The sequence below is a fragment of the Pseudomonas sp. FW300-N2A2 genome, from assembly GCF_017351735.1.
Classification (GTDB): domain Bacteria; phylum Pseudomonadota; class Gammaproteobacteria; order Pseudomonadales; family Pseudomonadaceae; genus Aquipseudomonas; species Aquipseudomonas migulae.
On the sequence record NZ_JACNDU010000019.1, the window covers coordinates 44,278 to 63,839 of the forward strand.

At 60.1% G+C, this 19,562-nt stretch carries 19 protein-coding genes and 1 pseudogene; 9 read left to right on the forward strand and 11 right to left on the reverse strand.

All coding sequences use genetic code 11. From position 1 onward, the window contains the following. Positions 1 to 249: 249 nt before the first annotated feature. Positions 250 to 1,275, forward strand: coding sequence for a 23S rRNA (adenine(1618)-N(6))-methyltransferase RlmF (gene rlmF, locus J4E42_RS20695; RefSeq protein WP_008042474.1), 1,026 nt, complete (start codon positions 250 to 252; stop codon positions 1,273 to 1,275). A gap of 206 nt (positions 1,276 to 1,481) precedes the next feature. Here the strand turns inward: rlmF and J4E42_RS20700 are convergent, their stop codons facing one another. Then, positions 1,482 to 1,763: an HU family DNA-binding protein gene (locus J4E42_RS20700; protein ID WP_007905514.1), complete on the reverse strand. Its 282-nt coding sequence runs from the start codon at positions 1,761 to 1,763 to the stop codon at positions 1,482 to 1,484. A 406-nt stretch (positions 1,764 to 2,169) separates the two neighbouring features. Between J4E42_RS20700 and yejK the strand changes: the two genes are divergently transcribed. Then, positions 2,170 to 3,174, forward strand: coding sequence for a nucleoid-associated protein YejK (yejK, locus tag J4E42_RS20705; RefSeq protein ID WP_008026670.1), 1,005 nt, complete (start codon positions 2,170 to 2,172; stop codon positions 3,172 to 3,174). Then, a complete protein-coding gene (locus J4E42_RS20710; RefSeq protein ID WP_008042471.1) occupies positions 3,174 to 3,524 on the forward strand; it encodes a glutaredoxin family protein in 351 nt (116 codons plus the stop codon). Before yejK ends, J4E42_RS20710 begins: the two co-directional genes overlap by 1 nt. A 149-nt stretch (positions 3,525 to 3,673) precedes the next feature. Here J4E42_RS20710 and J4E42_RS20715 read toward each other — a convergent pair whose 3' ends face one another. The 4 genes and pseudogenes from J4E42_RS20715 to J4E42_RS20730 form a co-directional block, all read right to left on the reverse strand. After that, complete coding sequence (locus tag J4E42_RS20715; protein ID WP_207286058.1) at positions 3,674 to 4,609, reverse strand: glutathione S-transferase family protein; 936 nt, start codon at positions 4,607 to 4,609, stop codon at positions 3,674 to 3,676. A gap of 88 nt (positions 4,610 to 4,697) precedes the next feature. Next, positions 4,698 to 5,018: a GIY-YIG nuclease family protein gene (locus J4E42_RS20720; protein ID WP_207286059.1), complete on the reverse strand. Its 321-nt coding sequence runs from the start codon at positions 5,016 to 5,018 to the stop codon at positions 4,698 to 4,700. Between the two features lie 40 nt (positions 5,019 to 5,058). Beyond that, a complete protein-coding gene (locus J4E42_RS20725; protein ID WP_008026662.1) occupies positions 5,059 to 5,529 on the reverse strand; it encodes a nuclear transport factor 2 family protein in 471 nt (156 codons plus the stop codon). A gap of 114 nt (positions 5,530 to 5,643) precedes the next feature. Then, positions 5,644 to 5,832, reverse strand: a pseudogene (locus J4E42_RS20730) (helix-turn-helix domain-containing protein); the annotation flags it as partial. 59 nt (positions 5,833 to 5,891) lie between these two features. Here J4E42_RS20730 and J4E42_RS20735 point away from each other — a divergent pair. Next, entirely contained in the window at positions 5,892 to 6,542 is a 651-nt protein-coding gene (locus tag J4E42_RS20735) for a DUF1120 domain-containing protein (protein ID WP_207286060.1), read from the forward strand. On the opposite strand, the gene J4E42_RS20740 is transcribed toward J4E42_RS20735, so the two are convergent. The 6 genes from J4E42_RS20740 to J4E42_RS20765 all read right to left on the reverse strand — a co-directional run bounded on the left by J4E42_RS20740 (position 6,543) and on the right by J4E42_RS20765 (position 13,695). Beyond that, on the reverse strand, positions 6,543 to 7,850 hold the full coding sequence (locus J4E42_RS20740; protein WP_207286061.1) for a CynX/NimT family MFS transporter: 1,308 nt from the start codon (positions 7,848 to 7,850) through the stop codon (positions 6,543 to 6,545). It lies immediately after the preceding gene. Next, positions 7,840 to 8,499, reverse strand: a complete 660-nt coding sequence (locus tag J4E42_RS20745) for a FadR/GntR family transcriptional regulator (protein ID WP_008026635.1) — start codon at positions 8,497 to 8,499, stop codon at positions 7,840 to 7,842. The genes J4E42_RS20740 and J4E42_RS20745 overlap by 11 nt, the downstream gene beginning before the upstream one ends. Before the next feature lie 1,031 nt (positions 8,500 to 9,530). After that, entirely contained in the window at positions 9,531 to 10,295 is a 765-nt protein-coding gene (locus J4E42_RS20750) for an amino acid ABC transporter ATP-binding protein (RefSeq protein ID WP_008026633.1), read from the reverse strand. Positions 10,296 to 10,305: 10 nt separating this feature from the next. After that, entirely contained in the window at positions 10,306 to 11,403 is a 1,098-nt protein-coding gene (locus J4E42_RS20755) for an amino acid ABC transporter permease (RefSeq protein ID WP_008037316.1), read from the reverse strand. A gap of 10 nt (positions 11,404 to 11,413) precedes the next feature. Beyond that, a complete protein-coding gene (locus J4E42_RS20760; protein WP_008026631.1) occupies positions 11,414 to 12,595 on the reverse strand; it encodes an amino acid ABC transporter permease in 1,182 nt (393 codons plus the stop codon). A 65-nt stretch (positions 12,596 to 12,660) separates the two neighbouring features. Then, entirely contained in the window at positions 12,661 to 13,695 is a 1,035-nt protein-coding gene (locus J4E42_RS20765) for an amino acid ABC transporter substrate-binding protein (RefSeq protein ID WP_008026630.1), read from the reverse strand. 467 nt (positions 13,696 to 14,162) lie between these two features. On the opposite strand from J4E42_RS20765, the gene J4E42_RS20770 reads away from it, so the two are divergent. The 5 genes from J4E42_RS20770 (at position 14,163) to J4E42_RS20790 (ending at position 19,489) form a co-directional block, all read left to right on the forward strand. Then, complete coding sequence (locus J4E42_RS20770) at positions 14,163 to 14,819, forward strand: alpha/beta hydrolase (RefSeq protein ID WP_207286062.1); 657 nt, start codon at positions 14,163 to 14,165, stop codon at positions 14,817 to 14,819. Between the two features lie 98 nt (positions 14,820 to 14,917). Continuing rightward, positions 14,918 to 16,405: an ATP-dependent RNA helicase RhlB gene (gene rhlB, locus J4E42_RS20775; protein WP_008026628.1), complete on the forward strand. Its 1,488-nt coding sequence runs from the start codon at positions 14,918 to 14,920 to the stop codon at positions 16,403 to 16,405. 144 nt (positions 16,406 to 16,549) lie between these two features. Continuing rightward, positions 16,550 to 17,497: an ornithine cyclodeaminase family protein gene (locus J4E42_RS20780; RefSeq protein ID WP_207286075.1), complete on the forward strand. Its 948-nt coding sequence runs from the start codon at positions 16,550 to 16,552 to the stop codon at positions 17,495 to 17,497. A gap of 147 nt (positions 17,498 to 17,644) precedes the next feature. Next, complete coding sequence (locus tag J4E42_RS20785; protein ID WP_008037314.1) at positions 17,645 to 18,772, forward strand: FAD-binding oxidoreductase; 1,128 nt, start codon at positions 17,645 to 17,647, stop codon at positions 18,770 to 18,772. A gap of 90 nt (positions 18,773 to 18,862) precedes the next feature. After that, on the forward strand, positions 18,863 to 19,489 hold the full coding sequence (locus tag J4E42_RS20790) for a transcriptional regulator (RefSeq protein WP_008026625.1): 627 nt from the start codon (positions 18,863 to 18,865) through the stop codon (positions 19,487 to 19,489). The last annotated feature ends 73 nt before the right edge of the window (positions 19,490 to 19,562 follow it).

Genomic DNA, 19,562 nt, shown 5'->3' on the forward strand with positions numbered 1-19,562 from the left:
TGAAAAAGGGAGGCCCGCAACGGCCTCCCTTTTTTATGCCCGCCACTTTCTACTCATACATCCCCCCTGTGGGAGCGAGCCTGCTCGCGATGGCGGACTACCAGCCGGCAAATTTATTGGATTAAATGGCCTCATCGCGAGCAGGCTCGCTCCCACAGGAGATTTGTGTTGGTTTTGCAATTGGGTTCAAAACGGCTGGATGTGGGACAATACCCGCCAATTTCAGCCATACCCGAATCGACAACGCCCATGACCGCCCCCCGCACACCCCGCCCTGCGCGCAAGAAGCCTGACCCCGCCACCCCGGCCAAAGCCGTGGAACCGCGTGAAAAGGCCAGCTTGCACCCGCGCAACCGCCATCAGGGTCGTTACGACTTCCCGGCGCTGATCAAAACCACGCCGGAACTGGCGAAGTTCGTGATCATCAACCCGTACGGCAAGGAAAGCATCGACTTCGCCAGCCCGGACGCGGTGCGGGTGTTCAACCGGGCGCTGCTGAAATCGTTCTATGGCATCGCCCATTGGGACATTCCGGCCGATTACCTCTGCCCGCCGGTGCCGGGCCGTGCTGACTACGTGCACTTCCTGGCCGACCTGCTGGCCAGCGTCAATGACGGCGAAATCCCGCGTGGCGCGCCGGTCAAGGTGCTCGACATCGGCATGGGCGCCAACTGCGTCTACCCGCTGATCGGCTACAGCGACTACCGCTGGCACTTCCTCGGTTCGGAAATCGACCCGACGGCCGTGGCCGCCGCCAAAGCCATCGTCCAGTCCAACGGCCTGAACAAGGCCATCCAGCTGCGCCAGCAGACCAATCCCAAGCACATTCTGCTGGGCTTGCTCGAACCCGGCGAACGCTTCGACCTGACCATGTGCAACCCGCCGTTCCACGCTTCGATGGACGAAGCGACCAAAGGCAGCGAGCGCAAATGGCGCGCCCTGGGCCGCGCCGACCCGAAACGCAAACTGCCGGTGCTGAACTTCGGCGGTCAGTCGGCCGAATTGTGGTGCGAAGGTGGCGAAGCCCGTTTTGTGACGCAGCTGATTGCCGAAAGCGCGCACTTTCAGCACAAAGTGCTGTGGTTCAGCACCCTGGTCTCGAAAGCCTCGAACCTGCCGGCGATTGAGACGGCGCTGAAAAAGGCCGGGGTTCTGGAAAGCCAGGTCGTGGAAATGTCCCAGGGCCAGAAGCAAAGCCGCTTCGTTGCGTGGACTTTCCAGACCAAATCCGAGCAGCAGGTCTGGCGGCGCGAGCGTTGGGTTAAAAAAAGCTGAGTAACTGACCAACGGAGATCAACTATAGGAGCGAGCCTGCTCGCGATGGCGGTATGTCAGTGACAATAATATTGCCTGACGCACCGCAATCGCGAGCAGGCTCACTCCCACATTGGTTTTGCGGTGTTTGCGAGCCCAACGCCAAATCACAGGCACAAAAAAACCGTGCCCGGATCACTCCGGAGCACGGTTTTTTTTACTGCGTCTTACTTGTTAACAGCGTCGGTCAGGCCTTTGGCCACAACCAGCTTGATAACTTTCTTGGCAGCGATTTCGATGGCAGCGCCAGTCGAAGGGTTACGGCCGGTACGGGCAGGACGCTCAGTCACTTTCAGCTTGCCGATACCTGGCAGAGTGATTTCGCCGCCGTTTTCCAGCTGATCGGCAACGATTTGGCCCAGTTGGTCCAGAGCGTTACGCGCGGTGGTTTTTGGCGCGTCGATAGCTTCAGCGATGTCGGCGATCAGTTGGTCTTTAGTAAGAGCCATGTAGTGTTCCTTCCCTATCAAATTCATATGGATTGCAGAGTGCAGTGTCAGCCATCGAGCCCGATCTTCTGGATCTGGCACCCTCGGCCAATAACCACGGGATCGGGGTTATAGATACCGAAATCAGGGTTTGGTTCGACCTGACAAATGCTGAATGCACGCTTAACGCAGTGACTTCGCGTAAGACCGGGCAAAACTAGCACAGAGACGGGGAAATATCCGCCTCTAGCTACCCATTTGGTCAGCTTTATTGCTCTAAAACAGGAAAAAACTGCATAAGGGCCGTCGGTCGGCTACGAATTGCCCTTCGCACCACGCCAAAACCAGCGGTTGCGGTACACTTGGCACTTTTTTGGGAGCCTGCCCTGCTCTCTCCAACCAGCCGTATCAAACAGCCGAGAAGCCCATGCCGATCCGTCATTGCATCGTCCACCTGATCGACAAAAAACCCGACGGCACGCCCGCAGTTCTCCACGCTCGCGACTCTGAACTGGCCGAGTCGAGCGCCATCGAGAACATGCTTGCCGACCTCAACGAGAGCTACAACGCCAAACAAGGCAAGGCCTGGGGTTTCTTCCATGCCGAATCCGGGGCGCACCCGTTCAGCGGCTGGCTGAAGGAATACCTCGACGGCGGTAAGGACTTCACGGCGTTCAGCCGCGTGGCGGTGGAACACCTGCAGAAGCTGATGGAAGAGTCGAACCTCTCCGTGGGCGGCCACGTGCTGTTTGCGCATTACCAGCAGGGCATGACCGATTACCTGGCGATCGCGCTGCTGCACCACAGTGAAGGCGTTGCCGTGACCGATCAGCTGGACGTGACCCCGTCCCGCCACCTCGATCTGGGCCAGTTGCACCTGGCGGCGCGAATCAACGTCTCCGAGTGGCAGAACAACAAACAGTCCAAGCAGTACATTTCGTTCATCAAAGGCAAGAACGGCAAAAAGGTTTCGGAGTATTTCCGCGACTTCATCGGCTGCCAGGAAGGCGTCGACGGCCCGGGCGAAACACGCACGCTGCTCAAGGCGTTCAGCGACTTCGTGGAAAGCGAAGATTTGCCGGAAGAGTCCGCCCGCGAAAAAACCAAGACCCTGGTGGATTACGCCAGCAGCCAGGCAAAAATGGGCGAGCCCATGGGCCTGGAAGAACTCTCCGAACTGATCGACGAAGAGCGTCCGAAAGCCTTTTACGATCACATTCGCAACAAGGACTACGGGCTTTCGCCAGAGATCCCGGCGGACAAACGCACCCTGAACCAGTTCCGCCGCTTCACCGGTCGCGCCGAAGGTCTGTCGATCAGCTTCGAAGCGCACCTGCTGGGCTCGAAGATCGAGTACGACGAAGAAGCCGGCACGCTGATCATCAAAGGCCTGCCGACTCAGCTGACTGACCAGCTCAAGCGACGCAACTGATGCTGGGCAGCGTGCTGAAGAAATTCCTGCTGATCCTGCTGGTGGTCGTGGTTTATCAGAACTGGGGCAAGATCGAGCGGGTGTTCAACCCCTCGCAGGTGGTGTCGGAACAGACTCAGGCCAAGGCTAACGTCGTGCTCTACGCCACCGAGTGGTGTGGTTACTGCAAACTGACCCGGCGCTTTCTTGATCAGAAAGGCATTCCGTACAAGGAATTCGATATCGAGAAGGACGCCGAGGCGCGCAAGGCTTATGAAGCGTTGGGTGGCGGCGGGATTCCGATCATCGACGTCAACGGAACGCTGATTCGCGGGTATGACCCGGATACCATCCTCGCGGCCTTGAAGTAACTCTCCGGCCCCACACCCCCTTGTAGGAGCCGGCTTGCCGGCGATAGCGTCCGTTCAGTCGATGAATAGGTTGACAGAACCACCGCCATCGCCGGCAAGCCGGCTCCTACAGGGGATTGCGTAGTTGTCCGGAAACCAAGCAGGACCGGTCAGCGTTTTTCAATACGAAACCCGAACCGCGGAAAGTGCACATGCACCACCCCGCCACGCTCGTCTTCACGGCGCAGAATCAATTCCTCACGCCCGGCAAACAGCAACTCCCCGGCCACCGGATCAACACCGTAATCGGTCGCCGTGATAACCACCTGCTGACCCGCCTCAAACCCGTTCGGCTCTTCGAACTGCTCATCCGGCAACGCGGCAGGCGTGGCATTACGCGCCACCGCCAGCGCCTCCTCGGATGTCATCTCGCTGAACGCACCATGCCCAAAGCCCAAGACCCGTGCATGCCACGCGGCAACCGCCGGGTACGCATCGACCAGCGGTGCAGTCACCGGTGTCGCTTTCAGGAACCACAGCGAATGAGCCAGGGCGAAGTCGGCAATCGACGGTTCACCGAACAGGAAGTCGCCCTGCTCGCGCTGCAGCTGTTGCTCCAGGCGTGCCATGATCGTCGGCCATTGATGCCGCGCCTGTTCGGCCGACAACTTTGTCGCACTGCCACCGCTGAAAAAACTGGCGCGATCGGCGAGGAACGCCTTGATTGCTTCCGGCGGCAAATGGCCGAAACGCACCGCGACCGACGCAGGCTGAAACACCAGGCTTACGGCATGCTGGAACACCACCGAATCCGCCCATGCAGCGAACGTCGCGGCGATCATTTCCTGACCTTCCGGGAAGAACGCCGGCAAGGCTTTTTCCTGCTCCAGTCGACGGGCGATCAGCGACGTGTCGCAATAAATATCCGCACCAATCTGCAACACCGGCGTCTTGCGATAGCCACCGGTCAAAGCCGTCAGATCGGGTTTTGGCATCACCGGCGAGATCTTCACCGAGCGCCAGGACAGGCCCTTGAAGCCCAGCAGCAGGCGGGCTTTTTCGGCAAAAGGGGACGTCGGGTAATGATGAAGAATCAACTCGGACATGCTCGGCTCCGCCGCACGGATCAGGAATCTGCAGCTTAGCGCGCAATCCGCGAGCAGCCTACAGATCTGCCTGATGGGAACTGATCAATCAGATTGATAAGCCCGCAGCAAAGGTCGCCACCAGACATTCCTTGGCGCTTTTCTTGAGTTTTTTGATCAGCCGTTCCTGGCGCAGCGCTTCGCTTTTGTCGCGGCAGACTTCGGTGTAGACCAAGGCCACCGCCGGGCTGGAAAGGAAGAACCGCGCGCCTTTGCCGCTCTGGTGAGTGGCGAAGCGGCGGGCGGGATCGTCGCTGATCCCGCAGTAGAGCGAACCGTTGGCCGCGCGAACGAGGTAGACGAACCAGGGTTTGCTGACGGGCAGCGTCGGTTCGGCGGCAATGGCGGCGGGTTCGCTCGGCGTGTTCACGTGACGATCAGGGCTTGAAAGAAAACAAGCCGCGATCTTATCAGCGACTGGCCTGAAATGCCTTCAGCCCCTTCAAGGCCTGAGCACGAACGGCGTTTCTCACCAGTGGCGTCCAGCCCAGCAGCAGGCCCTTGAACCCCAGCGCCTGACGCGACCAGGTCCACAGATCAAAACGGTCGTGATGCTCGCAGATCTTGCCGTCGCGAAACACAAAACGCGCCTGAATGTCGTTGACCACGGTATTGCCGGTCTGGCTGAACAGGTACGTCGCCACCCAATGCGCGCCGCCGCTGCGATCATCACTGCGCACGTTATCGAAAGTCAGGGAAAAATCCTTGGCCCGGGTGGTGAGCATGCGCCACATGTCGCCCGCATCGCGCCCGCGCAATTCGCCAAATGCCGGATCACTGAACACCACGTCGTCGGTGTAGCAGGCGCTCATGGCCTCGGCATCCAGGCGCTGGAAGGCCTCATAGAATCGGGTGATCAAGGCGTTGTGGGCATCACTCATGGGCAAGCTCCCTGGTTTGAAAATGGGTTTCGCAGAATTGCCTGCACGATAGTCAACTAATGTTCGAAACACTACCGGCATTCGTGGCGGGAATACCCCCAGGTGTGCCGAAGCCTAATCCACCATGCCACTCTCACGGGCATACGCAAACAGGTCCACATCCGTGGAAATGCCCAGTCGCTGCATGGCCATGTTTTTCTGTTTGCTGATGGTCGAAACGCTGCGTTTGAAGTAGCCGGCGATTTCACTGACGGTCATTCCGCTGGCGAGCATTCCCACCACCTCGTGCTCTTTTGCCGACAGTGCAGCTCCGCAGACTCCCGGCACAGGCAGAATAAAATCAATGAAAAGAACTTTCACAAATGAATCATTACTTCGCTGTCCTTGCGACAACCTTGCTCATCAGCACCACCCAACACAGCTTCGCGGCGTCCACCGTTGACCTGACCGTCAAAGGCACCCTCACCCCGCTCGCCTGCACACCGATGCTGTCCAACAACGGCCTCGTCGACTACGGAAAAATCTCCCGGCAGGACCTCAGCGTCGACAAACGCACGCGACTGCGCGACCAGACCCTCGACCTCAACATTCAGTGCAATGCACCCGCGCGTTTTGCCCTGCTGATGCGCGACAACCGCGACGGCTCGGCAATCGTCAACAGTGAGATTTACTACGGCCTGAACCACGACCACAGCCACAATAAAATCAGCTTGTATTCACTGAACTTCGATCCGGCCAGCACCGTGGTGGACGACCTGATGCAGGTCTATCGAACCGATTCCACCACGGGCGGCAAGGCCTGGAGTTCGTCGAACAGCCAGGCCATTCCGATTGGCGCCCGAAGTTATCTCGGATTCACTGACATTGCCGGGAGCAGCGCCGGCCCGATTGCCATCCGCACACTGACAAGCCGGGTGACGGTAGAAACGGTCATCGCGCCCACCTCCGAGCTGGACCTCAGCGCTGAGGTGCAGCTCGACGGTTCGGCAACGCTGGACGTTGTTTACCTGTAGTCAGACCTTTTCGCTGACCACCTGCACGTACAGCGAACGCCCGGCACCGAGGCCGGCAAGGATGGCGCCGAGGCCGATCACAGCGAAGATCCAGCCCACGGCATTCCAGCCGCCGGTCCAGTCATGCACGATGCCGACCGCGAACGGCCCCATGGACGCCAGGGTGTAACCGAAGCCCTGGGCCATGCTCGACAGGTTGGCCGCCACGTGCGAATCCCGCGAGCGCAAGACGATCAGCGTCAACGCCAGGCTGAACGTTCCGCCCTGCCCCAGGCCGAGCAGGATCGCCCAGCCCCACAGGCCTTCGATGGGTGCATAAAGGCAACCGAACAGACCGCCGAGGGTCAGCGCCATGACGATGACGATCGCCAGGCGCTGATCCTTGCCGCGCGTCGCCAGCCACGGTGCGGCCAGCGAACTGGCGAGTTGAACGATCACCGAACCCGACAGCACCAGGCCGGCCTGGGTTGGCGTCAGGCCGCGACCGATCAGGATCGATGGCAACCAGCCGAACACGATGTACGCCAAGGACGATTGCAGGCCCATGTACAAGGTCACTTGCCAGGCCAACGGGTCACGCAACAGACCGCGTACCCGGTAAGCCACGTTGTGCGCGCCATGTTTCTGACCGACTTGCGGCAACCAGAACATCGCCGCCACCAGCGCAGGAATCACCCAGAAGCCAAGTCCCAACGCCCAGCTTTTGTCGAAGTGTTCGCTCAACGGCACGGTCGCGCCCGCCGCCATCGCCGCCCCCAGGCACAGGGCCATGGTGTAGACGCCGGTCATGGTCCCGGCGTGTTTGGCGAAGTCGCGTTTGACGATGCCTGGCAGCAAAACGCCGATCACGCCGATGCTCGCGCCGGCCAGCACGCTGCCGCCAAACAGGCCGATTTCACCGAACGAACTGCGCAGAATGATCCCGCCGGCCAATGTCAGAAGGATGCCCAACACCACGCGCTCAGCGCCGAAACGTCGCGCCAGAATCGGCGCCAACGGCGCAAAAAGACCGAGGCACAGCACTGGCAACGTCGTCAGCAAACCGGCCTGCGCCGCCGACAGGCCCAAGCTTTTCGAGACCTCGCTGAGCATCGGCGCCATGCTCGACAGCGCCGGACGCAAGTTCAGCGCGACCAGAATCAGCCCCAGCAACAACAGCCACGGGCGACGCAGGATTGGCTGACTTTGCTGGACCTGTTCGTCATCGGCCTCGGCGTCGATCAGCAGCTCTTCGAGCTCCGCCGTGCGTTTGGCTTCGGTGATCGTGCTGTGGCTGCTGGACATGGCGTTCTCGGTTTCAAGGTTCATTGATCAACTGCCTCGACAAGGCTTTCGCGCGTTCCGGGTCGCGTTGCTCGACGGCATCGAGCAGTTCGATATGCAGGTCGAACACTTCCTGGCGGCGTGGCGTGATGCTCAAGGTCTGGCGCAGTTGTGCACCGACGACGCTGGAGAAATAGCGATACAACTCGCTGAGGGTGGGGTTGTGCGCGGCGTCAACCAGACGACGGTGAAACACCAGGTCGCAGGCGATGTAGCTGTCGAGATCGCCGTGGTAGTGATCGCCGCTGACGTTGAGCGCTTCGCGCAAGGCCACGAGGTCTTCGTCGGTCCTGCGCAGCGCGGCAAGGCCGATGGCCTCGACTTCAAGGATGTGCCGGGTTTCCCTGGCCTGCTCAAGCGAGCAGCGCGACAACGCTTTCAGGGTGTCCAGCGGATCGATCACCGCCCGCAGATAGCTGCCGTCGCCCTGGCGGATTTCAATCAAACCGGAAAACGCCAACACGCGCATGGCTTCGCGGACAGTGTTGCGGCTGATGCCCAATTCGGCAGACAGCTCAGGCTCGGTGGGCAGGCGCTGACCGACAGACCAGACGCCTTCGGTGATACGCAGGCGCAACTGGTCCAGAGCCTGATCAACCAGGGAACGTTTAATGAGTGGAGACATGTCTGACATAAGATTCGCCCTTTCATCCAATCATAGGATGAATTTTCTGACATGTTAGTCAGCATCGCCCCACAGGGCAAACGGTTTACACAAACCCTGTAGGAGCCGGCTTGCCGGCGATACGGTCCGACATCCCACCTGGATGTCACCTGACCCACCGCTATCGCCGGCAAGCCGGCTCCTACAATTGCGCGCCCGGCTCGCCATCTCGTGCATCGCGCAAACCCTGTAGGAGCCGGCTTGCCGGCGATTCGGTCTGGCATCCCACATGGATGTCGCCTGACCCACCGCCATCGCCGGCAAGCCGGCTCCTACAATTCCGCGCCCGGCTCGCCATTTCGCACACGACACACCCCCTGTAGGAGCCGGCTTGCTGGCGATTCGGTCTGACATCCAACATGGACGTCGCCTGACCCACCGCTATCGCCGGCAAGCCGGCTCCTACAATTCCGCGTCCGGCTCGTTATTTCGCACGCGACACAAACCCTGTAGGAGCCGGCTTGCTGGCGATTCGGTCTGGCATCCCACATGGATGTCGCCCGAACCACCGCTATCGCCGGCAAGCCGGCTCCTACAATTCCGCGTTCGGCTCGCCATCTCGCACACGACACACCCCCTGTAGGAGCCGGCTTGCCGGCGATTCGGTCTGACATCCCACATGGATGTCGCCTGACCCACCGCTATCGCCGGCAAGCCGGCTCCTACAATTCCGCGTCCGGCTCGTTATTTCGCACGCGACACAAACCCTGTAGGAGCCGGCTTGCTGGCGATTTGGTCTGGCATCCCACATGGATGTTGCCCGAACCACCGCCATCGCCAGCAAGCCGGCTCCTACAATTCCGCGCCCGGCTCGCCATCTCGTGCATTGCGCAAACCCTGTAGGAGCCGGCTTGCTGGCGATTCGGTCTGACATCCAACATGGACGTCGCCTGACCCTCCGCCATCGCCGGCAAGCCGGCTCCTACAGGGATCGAGGTGTGTTTTTTCGGGCAAAAAAAACCCGGAACAGCGTCCGGGTTTTTTTCACTGCCTGGCTTCGATCAATGCAGGATCTGGCTCAGGAACAGTTTGGTGCGTTCGTTCTGCGGATTGTCGAAGAAGTCGTTTGGCGCGGCCTGTTCAACGATTTCGCCCTTGTCCATGAAGATCACGCGGTTGGCCACGGTGCGGGCGAAGCCCATTTCGTGGGTCACGCAGAGCATGGTCATGCCGTCTTCGGCCAGACCGATCATGGTGTCCAGCACCTCTTTCACCATTTCCGGGTCAAGGGCCGAAGTCGGTTCGTCGAACAGCATGATTTTCGGTTTCATGCACAGCGCGCGGGCAATCGCCACACGCTGCTGCTGACCGCCGGACAGTTGCCCCGGGAATTTATGCGCCTGCTCCGGAATGCGTACGCGTTCCAGGTAATGCATGGCGATTTCTTCGGCCTGGCGCTTGGGCATCTTGCGCACCCACATCGGCGCCAGGGTGCAGTTCTGCAGGATGGTCAGGTGCGGGAACAGGTTGAAGTGCTGGAACACCATGCCGACTTCACGGCGGACCGTTTCGATCTGCTTGAGGTCGTTGGTCAACTCCACGCCATCGACCACGATGCGGCCCTGCTGGTGTTCTTCCAGGCGGTTGAGGCAGCGAATGGTCGTCGACTTACCGGAACCCGACGGGCCGCACAGGACGATACGCTCGCCCTGTTTAACGTTCAGGTTGATGTCTTTCAATACGTGGAACTGGCCGTACCACTTGTTCACGCCCTGCATCTGAATAATGCCTTCAGGGCTCACAGGCTTTTTGATTGCTTCGCTCATTACAGAACTCCTAACGCTTGTGGCCAGTGTCGAGCTTGCGTTCCAGATGCATGGAATAGCGCGACATACCAAAACAGAAAATCCAGAACACCAGGGCCGCGAACACATAGCCTTCAGTGGCCATGCCCAACCATTTCGGGTCGGCGGCGGCTTGTTTGACGCTGTTGAGCAAGTCGAACAGGCCGATGATGATCACCAGGCTCGTGTCCTTGAACAGCGCAATGAAGGTGTTGACGATGCCAGGGATTACCAGCTTCAGGGCTTGCGGCAAAATCACCAGGCCCATGCTGCGCCAGTAACCGAGGCCCATCGCCGCAGCCGCTTCGTACTGACCTTTTGGAATCGCTTGCAGACCGCCGCGCACCACTTCAGCCACATAGGCCGACTGGAACAGGATCACGCCGATCAGCGCCCGCAGCAGTTTGTCGAAGTTCATGCCTTCAGGCAGGAACAACGGCAGCATCACCGAGGACATGAACAGCACCGTGATCAACGGCACGCCGCGCCAGAATTCGATGAAGGTCACGCAGACCACGCGAATCGCCGGCATGTTCGAACGACGGCCCAGCGCCAGCACAATGCCCAGCGGCAACGCACCGGCAATACCGACAGTGGCGATCACCAGGGTCAGCATCAGGCCGCCCCATTGGCTGGTCGCCACTTGGGTCAGACCGAAAACGCCACCATGCAACAGGCACCAGGCAATGATCGGGTACAGCACCAGGAAGCTCAGGCCATACACGGCTTTACGGTGAAAGCGCGAGATGAACAGTGGCGCCACGCCGATCACCGCCAGCCACACGGTCAGGTCCACGCGCCAGCGCAGGTCCATCGGGTAGTAGCCGTACATGAACTGGCCAAAACGCTGCTGAATGAACACCCAGCAGGCGCCTTCCTTGGTGCAGTCGGCACGGGTGGTGCCGACCCAGTTGGCGTCGATGATTGCCCATTCCAGGATCGGCGGGACAATCAGGTAAATCAGATAGAACGCAAACAGGGTCAGCAGGGTGTTGAGCCAGCTGGAGAACATGTTTGCGCGCATCCATGCGACCACACCGATGCTACTGCTCGGTGGAGGCATGTCAGGCTTGAAAGTATGAGTACTCATGCGCTTTTCCTTACCGCTCGATCAGCGCAATGCGCTTGTTGTACCAGTTCATCAGCAGGGAAATGCTGATACTGATCGCCAGGTACACGCTCATGGTGATGGCAATTACCTCGATCGCCTGCCCGGTCTGGTTCAGCACCGTACCGGCAAACAACGAGACCATCTCCGGATAACCGATACCGGCCGCCAGCGAAGAGTTTTTCGCCAGGTTCAGGTATTGGCTTGTCAGCGGCGGAATGATCACGCGCAGTGCTTGCGGGATGATCACTTTGCGCAGGGTCGGACCGTTACGCAGACCCAGCGAGTGCGCCGCTTCGGTCTGGCCGTGGCTGACCGACTTGATACCCGAACGCACGATCTCGGCGATGAACGCCGCGGTGTACACGGTCAGGGCCAGGGTCAGTGCCAGCAGTTCCGGGATCAGCACCCAGCCACCGACAAAGTTGAAGCCTTGCAGCTTGGGCATTTCCCAGTGCACGGGTGCACCGAAGATCAACGCGCACAGCGCCGGGATCGCAAAGAACAGCGCCAGGCCAACCCAGAACTTGTGGAACGGCACACCGGTCGCTTCGAAGCGTTTGGTGGCCCAGCGGCTCATCAGCACGATCGCGACAATGGCCACGACGATGCTGATCACAAACGGCCAGAAACCGTCCGCCATCAACGCGGCCGGCATGTTCAGGCCGCGGCTGCTGACGAAGAAGGTGTCGCCGAAGTTATGACTGTTGCGTGGCCCCGGCATGGTCAGGAACACCGCGAAGTACCAGAACAGGATTTGCAGCAGCGGCGGAATGTTGCGGAAGACTTCCACATAAACAGTCGCCAGCTTGCTGATGATCCAGTTCTTCGACAGCCGTGACACGCCGACGATGAACCCGAGGATCGTCGCCAGGATCACGCCGATGAAGGTCACCAGCAGCGTGTTGAGCAGGCCGATGACAAACACCCGGGCATAACTGTCCGATTCGGTGTAGTCGATCAAGTGTTGAGCGATGCCGAAACCGGCACTGCGCTCCAGAAAGTCGAAACCGGAGGTAATGCCCCGGTGTTGAAGGTTGGTCTGCGTGTTGTCGAACAGGTACCAGCCCATCGAGACCACCGCCACAATGGTGATGATCTGAAATAGCCACGCACGCACTTTGGGATCGCTGAGGCTGAGCCTCTGCTTTGGTGCGCCGATTGAATTTTGCATGAAGTGCCCCGGATGTAATGGAACAGAACATCACCCGGTGGTTGGCCCACCGGGTGATAGAACCATCAGCGCACTGGTGGTGCGTATTGAATGCCGCCGTTGTTCCACAGAGCGTTCAGCCCGCGGTCGATGGCCAGCGGAGTGTCCTTGCCGAGGTTTTTCTCGAACACTTCACCGTAGTTACCGACTTGCTTGACGATCTGCACGACCCAGTCTTTCTTCACTTTCAGGTCTTTGCCGTATTCACCGTCGGTACCCAGCAGACGAGCGACGTCCGGGTTCTTGGTGCCTTTGGCTTCAGCTTCGACGTTTTTCGAAGTGATGCCGGCTTCTTCAGCGTTGAGCATGGCGTAGCCAGTCCAGCGCACGATGGCCAGCCACTCGTCGTCGCCATTACGTACGACCGGGCCCAGAGGCTCCTTGGAGATGGTTTCCGGCAGAACGGTGTAGTCGTTCGGGGTCGCCAGCTTGCTGCGTTGTGCGTAGAGCTGGGATTTGTCGGAGGTCAGCACGTCGCAACGACCGGATTCCAGCGACTTGGCGCTTTCATCGGAGGTGTCGAAAGTGATTGGGGTGTATTTCAGACCGTTGCCGCGGAAGTAGTCGGAAACGTTCAGCTCGGTGGTGGTACCGGCTTGAATGCAGATGGTGGCGCCGTCGAGCTCTTTGGCGCTTTTCACGCCCAGAGTCTTGCTGTTTACCAGGAAACCGATGCCGTCGTAGTAAGTGATGAAACCAGGGAATTTCAGACCCATGCCCGAATCACGGGAGCTGGTCATGGTGGTGTTGCGCGACAGGATGTCGATTTCGCCAGACTGCAGCGCGGTGAAGCGCTCTTTGGCGTTCAACTGACTGAACTTGACCTTGGTCGCGTCGCCGAAGACGGCAGCGGCCACAGCGCGGCAGTAGTCAGCATCGATACCGACGATCTTGCCATTCGCGTCCGGAACCGAGAAACCAGGCAGGCCATCGCTGACGCCGCACTGTACGAAACCTTTCTTCTGCACTGCATCCAGGGTTGCACCCGCCTGAGCGAACCCGCTGACACCGAGTACTGCGGCTGCAGACACGATAGCCAGGGTGGATTTCAACATCTTCATTCAAACCTCCAGTTTTGCTCTTGTTGTGTCGGAGCTTGAGTCCAGTCGCACCCTTATGAGGCGTAGTCGACCCGTGTTGGTTTTTTTTGGGGTCAACCGACGTAGGACCTGCGCTATGAGTCTAGTAGGAGAAAATCCAAATCATGGACCACTCACTTCTCACCAATCGGCCGAACGGGCTGTAGCCCTTTCACGTTCGCGAAGCCCGTAGCGGCCACTGGCGAACATCCATCACCGGATTTTTTGCTATCCCACCACGAACAATGGCCTGATAGTGTTACCGACAGGCGTGGGATTTTTCGTACAGGCTTCCTATAGCAAAGCCCGTACCAGACCGCTCGCCAAAGCGTTTAAGGGACAGGTCAATAGCAAAACTTGTAGCCTTGCGACATCTTCTTAACGGATCAACCAGACGCGCACTCATCTCTCGCACTCAATGAGAGCGCACGCACACAATTGGAGCAGCCATGACCGAGCCCTTGATTCTTGAACCCGTCAAGCCCGCAGACGCCTGCGTTATCTGGCTGCACGGGCTGGGCGCCGACCGTTACGACTTCCTGCCGGTGGCCGAAGCGTTACAGGAAACCCTGCTGAGCACTCGCTTCGTTCTCCCTCAGGCACCGACCTGCGCCGTCACCATCAATGGTGGCTACGAGATGCCGAGCTGGTACGACATATTGGCCATGAGCCCTGCACGCGCGATCAACCGCGAGCAGCTGGAAGCGTCGTCGGACCGGATCATCAACTTGATCGAAGTACAGCGAGCCGGCGGAATAGACGCTTCGCGAATTTTCCTGGCAGGTTTTTCCCAAGGCGGCGCCGTGGTGTTCCACACCGCATTTCTGAAATGGCAGGGGCCGCTGGGTGGCGTACTTGCCCTCTCTACTTATGCACCGACCTTCAGCGAAGGACTGGAGCTTTCGGCCAGCCAACAGCGGATTCCGGTGTTGTCGTTGCACGGTCAGTACGATGACGTGGTGCAAAACTCGATGGGACGGACCGCCTACGAGTATTTAAAGCAGCATGGTGTCACCGTGACATGGCAGGAATACCCAATGGGTCACGAAGTGTTACCCGAGGAGATTCGCGACATCGGCACCTGGCTCGGCGAGCGCTTGCGTTAACGGCTCAGCTGAAAAACAGCCCATTGATCCATCCCCCTACGCCGCGCCCGATTCTTGCATTACACTGGCCGCCGTATATTCCTTAACCAATTGATGAGATGACCGTGCTCAAAGCACTCAAGAAAATGTTCGGTAAAAGCGAGACTGAGCAGCTCGCGCCAGTCTCCAGCGCTCCGTCTCACAGCCCCAGCCACCGCACCGACGGTAATCAGCCTGGCCGGACCGCCCCCGTAGCGGCACCGAAACAAGAGCCTGTGGCGACACCGGCCGTCCAGCCTGTTGAAGCGGCGGCTGCCGAGCAACCACGCAGCGAAGCGCCGAAGCCCGCCAAACCGCGTCGTGAACCCAAGCCAAAAGCGCCGGTCATCCCCTGGAAACTCGAAGACTTCGTCGTCGAACCCCAGGAAGGCAAAACCCGATTCCACGATTTCAAACTTGCCCCGGAACTGATGCACGCCATCCAGGACCTCGGCTTCCCGTATTGCACGCCGATCCAGGCTCAGGTGCTGGGCTTCACCCTCGCGGGCAAAGACGCCATCGGTCGCGCCCAGACCGGCACCGGCAAAACCGCCGCGTTCCTGATTTCGATCATCACCCAGTTGCTGCAAACCCCGCCGCCGAAAGAGCGCTACATGGGTGAGCCTCGGGCGCTGATCATCGCGCCGACCCGTGAACTGGTGGTGCAGATCGCCAAGGACGCCGCCGACCTGACCAAGTACACCGGCCTCAACGTCATGACGTTTGTCGGCGGCATGGACTTCGACAAGCAGCTCAAGCACCTCGAAGCGCGTCATTGCGACATCCTCGTCGCCACCCCGGGCCGCCTGCTCGACTTCAACCAGCGCGGCGACGTGCATCTGGACATGGTCGAAGTGATGGTCCTGGACGAAGCCGACCGCATGCTCGACATGGGTTTCATTCCGCAAGTGCGTCAGATCATTCGCCAGACGCCGCCGAAGAACGAGCGCCAGACGTTGCTGTTCTCCGCGACCTTCACCGATGACGTGATGAACCTCGCCAAGCAATGGACCACCGACCCGTCGATCGTCGAGATCGAAGCGCAGAACGTGGCCAGCGAAAACGTCGAGCAGCACATCTACGCGGTGGCCGGTGCCGACAAATACAAACTGCTCTACAACCTGGTCAACGACAACGGTTGGGAGCGGGTGATGGTCTTCGCCAACCGCAAGGATGAAGTGCGGCGCATCGAAGAACGCCTGGTGCGTGACGGCGTCAACGCCGCGCAATTGTCTGGCGATGTGCCGCAGCACAAGCGCATCAAGACCCTGGAAGGCTTCCGCGAAGGCAAGATCCGCGTGTTGGTAGCCACCGACGTGGCCGGGCGCGGCATTCACATCGACGGCATCAGCCACGTGATCAACTTCACCCTGCCGGAAGTCCCGGACGACTACGTGCACCGTATCGGTCGTACCGGCCGTGCCGGCGCTGATGGCGTGTCCATCAGTTTTGCCGGTGAAGACGACTCCTACCAGCTACCGTCCATCGAGGCGCTGCTGGGTCGCAAAATCAGCTGCGAAACGCCACCGACGCATCTATTGCGGGCGGTTGAGCGCAAGCGTCCGTAATAGCGGGTCGCAATAAAAGAAGCGCAGCCGGCAACGGACTGCGCTTTTTTTTCGCTCGTCGTTTTTTTTCAACAGGAGCTTGCCCATCAGAACTAAAAGTCCATAATGGACAAATTAGTTTACCTGCCATTCCCGGAGCCGACCATGCCCAGCACGCCCTATGTGATCACCCAACCCCAGGCCCGCGAACTGCTGGCACAGGTCGACGTTCCGCAGATCCTGCGCAAGCTGTTCCGCGATCTGGCCGCCGGGCAAGCGGTACAACCGGCGCAACAACTGGTGGAATTTCCCAAGGGCGCCGGCGATTTCATCAACTACCTGGGCGTGCTGGCCGAAGACGGGGTGTACGGAGTCAAGACCTCGCCTTACATCGTCCGCGAACAAGGCCCATTGGTGACCGCATGGACGTTGCTGATGTCGATGCAGACCGGCGAGCCGCTGCTGTTGTGCGACGCCGGCGAACTGACCACCGCGCGCACCGCCGCGACAACCGCGGTGGCGGTCGACGCCCTCGCCCCGCTGAATGCAAACCGCCTGGCGATCATCGGCAGTGGCAAGGTTGCGCTGGCGCATCTGCATTACGTCAAAGGCCTGCGCGACTGGCAGAGCATCAACCTCTACTCGCCGGGCTTGAGCGAACTGGGTGCTGAAGCGCTGGCGCAACTCAGAGCTCTCGACCCACGGCTGAACCTCGTCGATACACGCGAAGTCGCGGTTCAGGACGCCGACGTGATCATGCTGTGCACGTCGTCCGCCGGCCCGGTGATCGACCCTTCCAGCCTGACCAAACCGGCATTGATCACGTCCATCAGCACCAATGCCCCACGCGCCCATGAAGTGCCGCCGCAGAGCCTCAATGACATGCAGGTGTTCTGCGACTATCGTCTGACCACGCCGGGCTCGGCGGGTGAAATGCTGATTGCCGGCGAACAGCACGGCTGGGACGCAAGCGCCATCGTCGGCGACCTGCCGGGCTTGATCAGCGAAAAAGTCCAGCGCCCCGGGTATGACCGTCACGTGTTCTTCCGCTCCATCGGCCTGGGCCTGGAAGACATCGCACTGGCCAATGCCATCTACCGCCTGAAACCCTGACACCACCCCCTGTAGGAGCGAGGCTTGCCCGCGAAGGCGGTGTGTCATTAAACATATATTGAGAATGACACACCGCCTTTGCGGGCAAGCCTCGCTCCTACAGGGGGCACCGACACTATTGGCATTTGCGCTCGACAGGAGACATTCATGAGCCAGGCAGACTTCATCATCATCGGCGGCGGGATCGCCGGCGCTTCCACCGGTTTCTGGCTGTCGCAGCACGCCCGAGTGATCGTGCTCGAACGCGAATCCCATCCGGCCTACCACTCCACCGGACGCTCGGCGGCGCTATTCACCGCCGCTTACGGCACACCGCAGGTCCGGGCGCTGACCCAGGCCAGTCGCGATTTCTTCGACGCCCCGCCTGCCGGCTTCTGCGAACATCCGCTGCTGACCCCGCGCGGCGAAATGACCGTGGACTTCACCGGCGACCCGGCCGAACTGAACAACCAATACCTGAGCGCCAAAGCCACGGTGCCGGAGATGCAACTGCTCAGCGCCGACGAGGCCTGCGCGCGCCTGCCAATCCTGCGCCGGGAAAAAGTCCACGGTGCGATCTACGATCCGACCGCCAGCGACATCGACACCGACGCCTTGCACCAGGGTTACCTGCGTGGCATCCGACGCAATAAAAGTGAAGTGCATACCGACACTGAAGTCCTGAGCCTGACCCGCGACGGCGATGGTGTGTGGCAGGTTCAAACCAACGGCCAGACCTTCAGCGCCCCGGTCATCATCAACGCTGCCGGCGCCTGGGCCGACAAGATCGGCGAACTGGCCGGCGCGAAGCCGCTGGGCCTGCAACCGAAGCGCCGTGCAGCATTCATCTTCGCCGGGCCGGAAGGCGCGGACATCCACCATTGGCCGATGCTGGTCAGCCTCGACGAGTCGTTCTACATGAAGCCGGACGCCGGCATGTTCCTCGGCTCGCCAGCCAACGCCGACCCGGTTGAACCACACGACGTGCAGCCCGAAGAACTGGACATCGCCATGGGCATCTACCAGATCGAAGAAGCCACCACCCTGACCATCCGCCGCCCGACCCGCACCTGGGCCGGCCTGCGCAGCTTCGTCGCCGATGGCGATTTGCTGTCCGGTTTCGATCTGCAGGTGCCGGGGCTGTTCTGGGTTGCGGCGCAAGGCGGTTACGGCATCCAGACCTCGCCCGCCATGGGCCAGGCCAGCGCCGCGCTGGTACGCGGTGAAGCACTGCCCGAGCAACTCAAGCGTTTTGGCCTGGACGCCGGGATGCTGTCCCCTGCTCGCCTGGGCTGACCGGCGTCCTCAGGTGACGTGTCGACACGATTACGGCAAACTTCCAGCGCCCTTTTTGCAGGGCGCTGACGCTGCCTGGAGCTCCATTGTATGAACGCACCTGTAAAAGACCCGGCCCTGGACAACTTCCGCGCGATCGCCGATGCCATCGCCACGTTGTTCTTCCCCCACGCCGAGGTGGTGCTGCACGATCTGCGCACACAGAAAGTCGACTACATCGCCAACAACCTGTCGAAACGGGAAGTGGGTGACGACTCGGCGCTGGAAGACATGCTCAGCGATGACATCAGCGAACGAAACATCGGGCCGTACGAAAAGTTGAACTGGGATGGTCAGAAAATTCGCAGCTTGAGCAGCGTGCTGCGCGACAGCGACGGTCATCCGCTGGCGGTGCTGTGCATCAACCTGAATATTTCGCTGTTCGAAAACGCCAAGGCCGCGCTGGACCTGTTCCTGTCGCCGAGCAAGCTGATTCCGCAACCGGACTCACTGTTCCGCGATGATTGGCAGGAGCGCATCAATACCTTCCTTCACGGCTGGCTGCGCGAACGTCAACTGAGCCTGAACCTGCTGACCCGCGACCACAAACGCGAACTGGTACTGGCCCTGCACGCCGAAGGCGCCTTCAAAGGCAAAAGCGCCTCGAACTATGTGGCCAACGTGCTGAACATGGGACGGGCGACGGTGTACAAACACCTGAAGGAATTGAAAGGCTGAAACACCCCGGATTACCAGCGACACACGCCCTGTAGGAGCACGGCTTGCCTGCGATGGTGTCTTCAAAATCGCC

Coding starts and splice junctions, on each gene's coding strand:
- J4E42_RS20780 (WP_207286075.1), top strand. CDS start 16,550: ATGCCCAGCACGCCCTATGTGATCACCCAACCCCAGGCCCGCGAACTG.
- J4E42_RS20750 (WP_008026633.1), bottom strand. CDS start 10,295: ATGAGCGAAGCAATCAAAAAGCCTGTGAGCCCTGAAGGCATTATTCAG.
- J4E42_RS20745 (WP_008026635.1), bottom strand. CDS start 8,499: ATGTCAGACATGTCTCCACTCATTAAACGTTCCCTGGTTGATCAGGCT.
- J4E42_RS20785 (WP_008037314.1), top strand. CDS start 17,645: ATGAGCCAGGCAGACTTCATCATCATCGGCGGCGGGATCGCCGGCGCT.
- J4E42_RS20715 (WP_207286058.1), bottom strand. CDS start 4,609: ATGTCCGAGTTGATTCTTCATCATTACCCGACGTCCCCTTTTGCCGAA.
- J4E42_RS20700 (WP_007905514.1), bottom strand. CDS start 1,763: ATGGCTCTTACTAAAGACCAACTGATCGCCGACATCGCTGAAGCTATC.
- rhlB (WP_008026628.1), top strand. CDS start 14,918: ATGACCGTGCTCAAAGCACTCAAGAAAATGTTCGGTAAAAGCGAGACT.
- J4E42_RS20735 (WP_207286060.1), top strand. CDS start 5,892: ATGAATCATTACTTCGCTGTCCTTGCGACAACCTTGCTCATCAGCACC.
- rlmF (WP_008042474.1), top strand. CDS start 250: ATGACCGCCCCCCGCACACCCCGCCCTGCGCGCAAGAAGCCTGACCCC.
- J4E42_RS20755 (WP_008037316.1), bottom strand. CDS start 11,403: ATGAGTACTCATACTTTCAAGCCTGACATGCCTCCACCGAGCAGTAGC.
- J4E42_RS20725 (WP_008026662.1), bottom strand. CDS start 5,529: ATGAGTGATGCCCACAACGCCTTGATCACCCGATTCTATGAGGCCTTC.
- J4E42_RS20710 (WP_008042471.1), top strand. CDS start 3,174: ATGCTGGGCAGCGTGCTGAAGAAATTCCTGCTGATCCTGCTGGTGGTC.
- J4E42_RS20790 (WP_008026625.1), top strand. CDS start 18,863: ATGAACGCACCTGTAAAAGACCCGGCCCTGGACAACTTCCGCGCGATC.
- J4E42_RS20765 (WP_008026630.1), bottom strand. CDS start 13,695: ATGAAGATGTTGAAATCCACCCTGGCTATCGTGTCTGCAGCCGCAGTA.
- J4E42_RS20740 (WP_207286061.1), bottom strand. CDS start 7,850: ATGAACCTTGAAACCGAGAACGCCATGTCCAGCAGCCACAGCACGATC.
- J4E42_RS20770 (WP_207286062.1), top strand. CDS start 14,163: ATGACCGAGCCCTTGATTCTTGAACCCGTCAAGCCCGCAGACGCCTGC.
- yejK (WP_008026670.1), top strand. CDS start 2,170: ATGCCGATCCGTCATTGCATCGTCCACCTGATCGACAAAAAACCCGAC.
- J4E42_RS20760 (WP_008026631.1), bottom strand. CDS start 12,595: ATGCAAAATTCAATCGGCGCACCAAAGCAGAGGCTCAGCCTCAGCGAT.